Origin of the sequence: Microbacterium sp. UBA3486 (assembly GCF_002377845.1) — a bacterium.
Classification (GTDB): domain Bacteria; phylum Actinomycetota; class Actinomycetes; order Actinomycetales; family Microbacteriaceae; genus Microbacterium; species Microbacterium maritypicum_A.
Genome location: NZ_DFQP01000093.1, coordinates 1 through 7,246 on the forward strand (window position 1 = coordinate 1; position 7,246 = coordinate 7,246).

Consider the following 7,246-nt stretch of genomic DNA (forward strand, 5'->3'; position numbering starts at 1 on the left):
AAGGGCAACTTCTCTATCTTACCCACTCTCTCTTGCTTGTCAAATCGGCGCGCCGCGCGGATCGAAGATCCGCAGCGCAGCTGATGACAGCCGCAGAAGAGGTGGAGTCCCTATCCTAGACGCAAGCGCCTGATCTCTCAAGTGAGAGTGGATCGGGAGTGGTTCTCCGCTTGAGGGGGGTGAAGCTCTTGGCTCCTCCGCGTCCCTGTGGGGCGAACAAGTAATAAGTTACGTGGATCTCGGGGTTCTGGCAAATCGGGCCACACCACCCGGGCGTGTCGCTGGCGCTCTCTCCCATGTTTCCGCCGGATCAGGAGTAGTTTCCGCCCTCTGTGGGGGTCGGGAGTACGATCGCGCCATGCCTGCATCTGCGGATTTCCGCCCGGTCGTTCCCCCGCACGATGAAGCCTCGGGGGATGGTGACGCGGGCGCCGCGCTGCTCGATCGCGTGCGGCATGAACTCGGGATCGACCGTGGCTCGACGGTGCTCCCGCCTCCCCCGACTGTCCCGCTTCCCTCCCGACTGGCCACCGGCGCGCTGGCGTGGGCGAGCGTCAGCGCGGCGGTGCTCGCGGCTGGCTGTTCCCCAGTCTCGCTGGATCCGGCCCGCGTCGCCATCGCCTACCGGAGCGACCGCGTGCTCACGATCGATGGCGACGCTCCCCCGGTCTGGTCCCCGTACTCCGGGTTCTGGGAGACCACCGACGGATGGGTCCGTACGCACGGGAACTACCCGCATCACGCTGCCGCGCTGCGTGCGGGACTCCACCTGCGAGAAGACGCCGATCCGGCTGCCGTTCGTGTTGCGCTCGCGGAGCGGAGGACAGCGACGGCCGTCTCCGACATCACATCCGCCGGCGGTCTGGCTGTTCCTGTCGCCGTCGAGAGGCCCGCCGTCGATCGGGCACTGCGCGAACGACCACTCCTCGAAGTCAGCCGGGTGGATGAGGAATCCGCCTCGCACCCCCGTCGATCGGAGCTCACGGCAACGTCACCCGGTTCCCTCCCCCTGAGCGGCATGCGCGTGCTCGATCTGACGCGCGTCATCGCGGGGCCGGTCTGCACGCGGACCCTCGCTCTTCTTGGCGCCGACGTCTTGCGCATCGATCCCCCGCACCTGCCGGAACCGGCGTGGCAGCATCTCGATACCGGCCACGGCAAACGATCCGCCATACTCGACGCACGCAGTGCCCGACTCCAGGAGTTGCTGGCCGAAGCCGATGCCGTGGTCCTCGGCTACCGACCGGCCGCTCTCGACAGACTCGGGCTGCACCCGGAGCTGCTCGCGCGCCGACACCCTGGGCTCATCGTCGCGCAACTCAGCGCCTGGGGTACGGAGAGTCCGGACCGCGCCGGTTTCGACAGCCTCGTGCAGGCCGAGTCCGGCATCTCGCGCATCGAGTCCGCGGAAGGCGGGCGTCCAGGAGCACTCCCGGCGCAGGCCCTCGATCACAGCGCCGGGTATCTTCTCGCCGCCGCGGTGACCACGCTGCTCAGGCGGCGGTCACGGGAGGGAGGGTCACGGATCGTGCGCACGTCACTGCGTCGCATCGCCGCGGAGCTGCTCGGGATGCCGCGCCGTGGAGACCCCGCAGCCGAGGTCGAGTTCGACGTTCGGCCGCACCTCGCGCGATTCGATGTCGACGGGAGCGCCCTCGTGACGGCGCGACCCGCTCTGCCGGGTTTCGAGTTCCGGGCCCCGCATCCCTGGGGATCGGATCAGCCCGTCTGGTGACGGCCGCGCACCGACAGCGCGACGCAGAGGACGAACGTGATCGCGCCCCACAGCGCACATGCCGGAGGAAGAACCCGGTAGGCGAGGTGCTGGACGGTGAACTCCGCGTCGAGCGGACCGAAGACGACGAGTCCACCGACCCAGGCGGCGAGCAGGATCACGGGAAGCGACACCCACCATGACACACGCAGCCAGGTGGGTACCGACTGCGTGATTGTGCGACGCGGAGCCTGCCGACGCAGCCACAGGAGCACCCAGACACCGATGATGGCGAGGCCCACCAGGCTCGACCCGTGCTGAAGCCACTTGAAACCGGGGAGCGGACCCCACATCTCATCGAGCCCGGGAATCAGACCGACGCCCCATCGTCCCTCGTGCGTGAAGAGGTCCCACACGATGTGCGAGAGCACCCCGATCACGAGCGACGCGGCGAGCAGGAACGGATATGCGCGCTTCTGACCGATGCCGACCGCCGCTCCTGCTGCCGTGGCCCCGCGATCGGTCCAGTCCTCGGGCAGCCGCCGCGCCACCCACAGCGGACCGAGTTCGGGAACCGCCGGACGCAAGACGACCCGCCAGATCAGGAACAGTGCGAACGCGAGCAGCGCGGTCCACACGACGTTGCCGAACGTATGCGTGAACGAGTAGTTCAGTCCGACACCCCGCACGAACAGTGGCAGGTCAGGCGCCATCGCGCCGATCGCGATCGCCGCCGGCACCAGCGGCGTGCGGACGAACGGCAGCGCGACCAAAGCGTGACTGGCGGTGAACGGCATCCGACCCTGCTACCCGAAGACCTCTGCTGCCGACAGCCGGGGACTCAGCCGAGGAAGACGCCGGCGAGGGTCTTCTTGCCGCGGCGGAGCACGGAGACTCCTCCGGGAAGGGTGCCCTGGACCGCGGCTGACTCGTCTTCGACCCGTTCGCCGTCGAGAGTGACGCCACCCTGCGTGATCGCACGCCTGGCCTCGGACAGGCTCGCCACCAAACCGGTCGACACCAAGACCTCGACCACCGGTGCACCGAGAGCGACCGTCGCGTTCGGAAGCTCCTCCAGAGCGGTGCGCAGCGTGCCGGCATCGAGCGCGGTCAGATCACCCTGCCCGAACAGTGCCTCGGACGCGGCGATCACGGCCGCAGTCGCCTCGACACCATGCACCGTCGCGACGACCTCGAGGGCGAGCCGCTTCTGCGCAGCCCGACGGAACGGCTCGGTCGCCACGAGTTCGGCATATTCCTCGATCTCGGCTCTGCCGAGGAAGGTGAACACCTTCAGGCGATCGATCACGTCGGCGTCGGTCGTGCTCAGCCAGAACTGGTACATCCGGTACGGGCTGCACATGTCGGCATCGAGCCAGATGGCATTGCCCTCGCTCTTGCCGAACTTNNTGAACTCGGTGTAGCTGATGCCCTCGTCGGAGTTCAGGCGCGCGGCGACCGCATCCTTCTTGAGCATCGTGCCGACACGGAAGTACTTGCCGATCTCGCGCAGGAAGTCGATCGCGCTCAGCGGGGCCGTCCAGTCGAGGTTGTTCACGATGCGGGCGGCGTTGTCGCCCTCGAAGCTGAGGTAGCGCTCGACCTGCGTGCGCAGGCGACCGACCCAGTCCTCGACCGTCTCCCGAGTGTTCAGCGTGCGCTCGGCCGTGGGGCGCGGATCTCCGATGAGTCCGGTCGAGCCGCCGACGAGGCCGAGGGGCTTGTGGCCGGCGAGCTGGATGCGACGCAGCGTCAACAGCTGCACGAGGTTGCCCAGGTGCAGGCTGGGAGCCGTCGGATCGAACCCGCAGTAATACGTGATGGAGTCTCCCGCGAGCAGGGCGCGCAGCGCCTCCTGGTCGGTGGACACATGGACCAGACCACGCCACACGAGTTCGTCCCACACGTTCTCGAACGTGGGATCGATCGCCTGGGGTGCGGTCGTCAGAGCGGGAGTTGACACGCGCTCCAGGCTATCAGCGCAGCGCACCGGCGAAACGACTCACACCGGCCCGTCGAGAAGAGTGATCTCGTCCGCAGACAGAGAGATCGACGCGGCATCCATCGCGACGTCGAGCTGATCGACCCTGCTGCCGCCGAGGATCGGGCGGATGCCGCGGGCCAGCTGCCAGGCCAGCACGATCTGCCCCCGTCCGAGCCCTCGCGCCGCCGCGACCTCACCCAGCACCGCGAGCCGACCTGCGGTTCCGGGATGGTCGTACACCGGGGGCACGGGCTTCGCGGGATTGTCATAGGCACCCGAGAGCAGGGGCGTGTACGCCCAGATCTCGAGCCCGTTCGCCAGGGCGAAGTCGCGCTGCTCATCGCTCAACACACCGAAAGGATGGGCGACCCCGGGGGGAAGCGTTCCCGGTCGCGTGCGCAGGTACGTGCTGTTCAACTGGAACGCGTCGATGGGAACGCTGCCGATGGACCTGGCGTGTGCACGGGCGCGCTCGATGCGCCAGGCCGGGTGGTTCGAGGCACCGACGCGGCTCACGGTGCCATCTGCGGTGAGCGCCGCGAGAGCGTCCACGGTCTCCTCGATCGCGACGGCCCGATCCTCCTGGTGCAGCCACAGCAGGTCGATCCTGTCGACGCCCAGACGCGCGAGGCTCCCGTCGACAGCAGCGCGGATGGCTCGCGGGGAGAGCCCTGTCCGATGTTCGGGCCAGGACCCGGGCCACAGGGGTTCGGCACCGACCTTCGTCGAGATGCGGACCTGTGCTCGCGCCTGCGGCCGCGCCGCGAGCCAGCGTCCGAGAACCTCCTCGGAGGCTCCCCCCTGCCCCGTGTCGCTCACCCAGAAGCTGTAGCAGTCGGCGGTGTCGATCCAGATGCCGCCGCGCTCGACGAAGCGGTCGAGCAGTGCGAATGAGGTCTCCTCGTCGACGAGCGTGCCGAAGGACATCGCTCCGAGGACGAGCGGGGATGCAGAGGCGTTCCGGTTGGTCATGACCTCACTGTGCAACCTGGAGTGCGCTCCAGGTCAAGTCCTATGCTCGGGTCATGACCACGTACACCCCGGCGGAGGCTGCGGCACGCTCCGGATTCAGCATCGACACGCTCCGGTACTACGAGCGCGAGGGGATCCTGCCCGCCGTGTCCCGCACTGCGGGCGGACATCGGGCGTACACCGACACCGAGCTCGGACTTCTGGAGTTCCTCAAGTGCCTTCGCGAGACCGGCATGCCCGTGGAACGCCTGCGTCGCTACGGCCGGCTCTGCCAACGCGAGGACACCGTCCCCGAGCGGATAGCGCTCCTCGAGGAGCACGCCGCGACGGTCGAGAAGCAACTCGCCGACGTTCTCGCGCAGCAGCGGCGTCTGGCGGAGAAGCTGGACTGGTACCGGTCGAGAGGCTGAACTGCCTGCCGTCAGCTGTGCGCGGCCCACCACACGAGGAACGCGGCGCCGAGGGCGATCACCCAGCTCACCAGGCTGCCGACGAGGAAGTACTCCGCGCGGGCCCCGGTCTCGCCGTCGCGCGAGATCTCCGGGAATCGGACGATGCCCTTCGCCGCGAGCATCGCGGCCAGGATCGGATAGGCCGCAGCGAGAGTGAGGATCAGGACGAGGATGCGCTCCAGCGGTCCGATCAGTCGTCCGCCCTTGAATCCGCTGCGCGGATCTCGGGGCGCTGCCACCGGGAGCGTCGCCGACATCGCGACAGCATCCTCCGCGGCGTCGTCGGAGACACCATCGACCGTCTCGGAAGCCACCGGGGTCTCGGCGGCCGCGACAGTCCCCCTCGACGCGCTCGCTGCCGGGTCTGCCGGGTCTGTCGGGTCCGCCGGGAGCCAGGTGTGCTCCCCGTCGAGCGCCGCACGCACCACGAGATTCGAAGACTCGAGGAGGAAGGCCCCGGCCCCCAGCGCCAGCAGCGCGAGGTCGAAGGGGACCTCACCGAACGGCGATCGGAGGTGCCAGATCGCGCCGATCAGACCGGCGTCAGCACGGGCACCGAGCCCGACGACGGCGCCGACGCTCACGACCGCGAGCAGCACGGCGGGCCAGAACCCCAGCGGGGCGGGGCGTCCGGTGGGCATGCACCACACCCAGAGGGCACCGGCAACGATCGCGAGCACCATGGGAAGGAGCGCGTCGCTGACGCTGCCGAGCAGGAGCAGGATGACAGCGACGGAGAGATACCCGATCCAACGGCGCGGTGCGAACTGACGCACCAGGTCGGCGGCGCCGACCGCCAGCAGGATGAATCCGGCGACGATCATGCGCGCTCGCCTCGGAGCGCGCAGACGCCCTCGATGAGTGCGGCCGTACCCGCTGTGCGCAGCGACTTCGAGACGCTGGGCTGTGTGATCCCCTCTTCGGTCGCGAGCTCCTGCTGCGATCGACCGAGCAGACGACCGTAGGTGAGCCGTCGTTCCCGCTCGCTCATCGCGCCGACCACCTCGTCGCGGACGAGGAGATAGGCGTTCGATGCGGCGATCGTGCTCTCCATGACCTCATCCTGCCCCGGGGCTCCGACAATCCAGGATCTCGTGCGCGGCACGGCGCGACCCTCACGGGCGTGCACGATCTCGATCGCCGCGCGGGCCGCATACCACCCCGGTCCGTCGGCGAGCTCGCGATGGACCGACTCGACAGGACGCACCTCCCCCACACCGATGCCGAAGCGGAAGGCGATGCCGTCGGGCAATCGCAGCTGGATCATCAGCAGCGACACCATCGCGTCGCTCAGATCGCGGTAGACACCCTGCTGCTCGTCTCCTACGGTGGGCGTGAGCGGCTGCGTCGCCAGCGGGAGGTCGACCTCCACCGCGGCTATGGTGTCGTCGAGGACGCGTTGCGCGGCGGTGCGATCGTCGAGTCGGCGAGACCCCACGATGTCAGCGAGTACCGCGATGACCATGGCATAACCATAACACGAATAATGCTCTACTTATGCGCTTATCGGCTATATCTTGAGAACATGCCTGAATCGCACATGATCCCCTGGTCTCAGGGAACCTGGACCAACGCCCCCGCCTCCCCGTCCACCCTCCCCGACGGTTCGGCTCCGCTCGACATCACCGCCGTGGAAGGCAGCGATGCCTGGCGGCACACCGCCTACGGCTTCGTGCACGATAACGAGCACGCTCTCCTCGCCCCGCTCGCGGTGGGCGAGGCCATGGAGGTCGCTTTCCGGGCCCCGTGGGACGGGCAGTTCGACCAGGCGGGCGTATTCGTGCGCATCGACGACGAGCACTGGGTCAAGACCGGCCTGGAATACGCCGATGATCACCTCGGGCTCGGCGCCGTGGTCACCGCGGGAGGCTCCGACTGGTCGGTCGGCCACGTCGACGAATGGTTCGAGAGCGAGATCACGGTGCGTGTCAGCCGCTGGGCGGACTCCGTGATCGTGCGTGCCCGCGCCGACGACGGACCATGGCGACTGGTGCGGGTCGCGCCGTTCGACGGGCAGTCCGCAGCCGCAGCCGGCCCCTTCCTCGCGGCGCCCACCCGGGCCGGACTCACCGTCCGCTTCACCCGCTGGGAGCGGTCGGCGGCCGACGCCGAGCTGCACTGAAC

8 protein-coding genes are annotated in these 7,246 nt (G+C 68.6%); 3 read left to right on the forward strand and 5 right to left on the reverse strand.

What is annotated here, in order from left to right; translation table 11 throughout:
- The first annotated feature begins 358 nt into the window (after positions 1–358).
- Positions 359–1,735 (forward strand): CoA transferase, encoded by a 1,377-nt coding sequence (locus B2869_RS14560; RefSeq protein ID WP_292768038.1) that lies wholly within the window; start codon positions 359–361, stop codon positions 1,733–1,735.
- On the opposite strand, the gene B2869_RS14565 is transcribed toward B2869_RS14560, so the two are convergent.
- From B2869_RS14565 to B2869_RS14575, 3 genes are all read right to left on the reverse strand, one after another.
- On the reverse strand, positions 1,720–2,511 hold the full coding sequence (locus B2869_RS14565; protein WP_292768041.1) for a DUF4184 family protein: 792 nt from the start codon (positions 2,509–2,511) through the stop codon (positions 1,720–1,722). The genes B2869_RS14560 and B2869_RS14565 overlap by 16 nt on opposite strands.
- A 44-nt stretch (positions 2,512–2,555) precedes the next feature.
- Entirely contained in the window at positions 2,556–3,677 is a 1,122-nt protein-coding gene (gene tyrS / locus B2869_RS14570) for a tyrosine--tRNA ligase (RefSeq protein WP_292768043.1), read from the reverse strand.
- 39 nt (positions 3,678–3,716) lie between these two features.
- A complete protein-coding gene (locus B2869_RS14575) occupies positions 3,717–4,670 on the reverse strand; it encodes an aldo/keto reductase (protein WP_029265637.1) in 954 nt (317 codons plus the stop codon).
- A 53-nt stretch (positions 4,671–4,723) separates the two neighbouring features.
- Here B2869_RS14575 and B2869_RS14580 point away from each other — a divergent pair, with 53 nt between their 5' ends.
- On the forward strand, positions 4,724–5,080 hold the full coding sequence (locus B2869_RS14580) for a MerR family transcriptional regulator (protein WP_021199747.1): 357 nt from the start codon (positions 4,724–4,726) through the stop codon (positions 5,078–5,080).
- A gap of 11 nt (positions 5,081–5,091) precedes the next feature.
- Here B2869_RS14580 and B2869_RS14585 read toward each other — a convergent pair whose 3' ends face one another.
- Together B2869_RS14585 and B2869_RS14590 are read right to left on the reverse strand one after the other, a co-directional pair.
- Positions 5,092–5,946 carry a hypothetical protein gene (locus tag B2869_RS14585; RefSeq protein ID WP_292768050.1) on the reverse strand — a complete coding sequence of 285 codons (855 nt, stop codon included), beginning with the start codon at positions 5,944–5,946 and terminating at the stop codon, positions 5,092–5,094.
- On the reverse strand, positions 5,943–6,587 hold the full coding sequence (locus B2869_RS14590) for a SatD family protein (protein ID WP_292768054.1): 645 nt from the start codon (positions 6,585–6,587) through the stop codon (positions 5,943–5,945). Before B2869_RS14590 ends, B2869_RS14585 begins: the two co-directional genes overlap by 4 nt.
- 60 nt (positions 6,588–6,647) lie before the next feature.
- Between B2869_RS14590 and B2869_RS14595 the strand changes: the two genes are divergently transcribed.
- Positions 6,648–7,244, forward strand: a complete 597-nt coding sequence (locus B2869_RS14595) for a DUF1349 domain-containing protein (RefSeq protein WP_029260622.1) — start codon at positions 6,648–6,650, stop codon at positions 7,242–7,244.
- Positions 7,245–7,246: the final 2 nt, after the last annotated feature.

Excerpts from the sequence above, each read along its gene's own strand:
- B2869_RS14580 (WP_021199747.1), top strand. The coding sequence starts at position 4,724 with ATGACCACGTACACCCCGGCGGAGGCTGCGGCACGCTCCGGATTCAGC.
- B2869_RS14560 (WP_292768038.1), top strand. The coding sequence starts at position 359 with ATGCCTGCATCTGCGGATTTCCGCCCGGTCGTTCCCCCGCACGATGAA.
- B2869_RS14590 (WP_292768054.1), bottom strand. The coding sequence starts at position 6,587 with ATGGTCATCGCGGTACTCGCTGACATCGTGGGGTCTCGCCGACTCGAC.
- B2869_RS14595 (WP_029260622.1), top strand. The coding sequence starts at position 6,648 with ATGCCTGAATCGCACATGATCCCCTGGTCTCAGGGAACCTGGACCAAC.
- B2869_RS14575 (WP_029265637.1), bottom strand. The coding sequence starts at position 4,670 with ATGACCAACCGGAACGCCTCTGCATCCCCGCTCGTCCTCGGAGCGATG.
- B2869_RS14565 (WP_292768041.1), bottom strand. The coding sequence starts at position 2,511 with ATGCCGTTCACCGCCAGTCACGCTTTGGTCGCGCTGCCGTTCGTCCGC.
- B2869_RS14585 (WP_292768050.1), bottom strand. The coding sequence starts at position 5,946 with ATGATCGTCGCCGGATTCATCCTGCTGGCGGTCGGCGCCGCCGACCTG.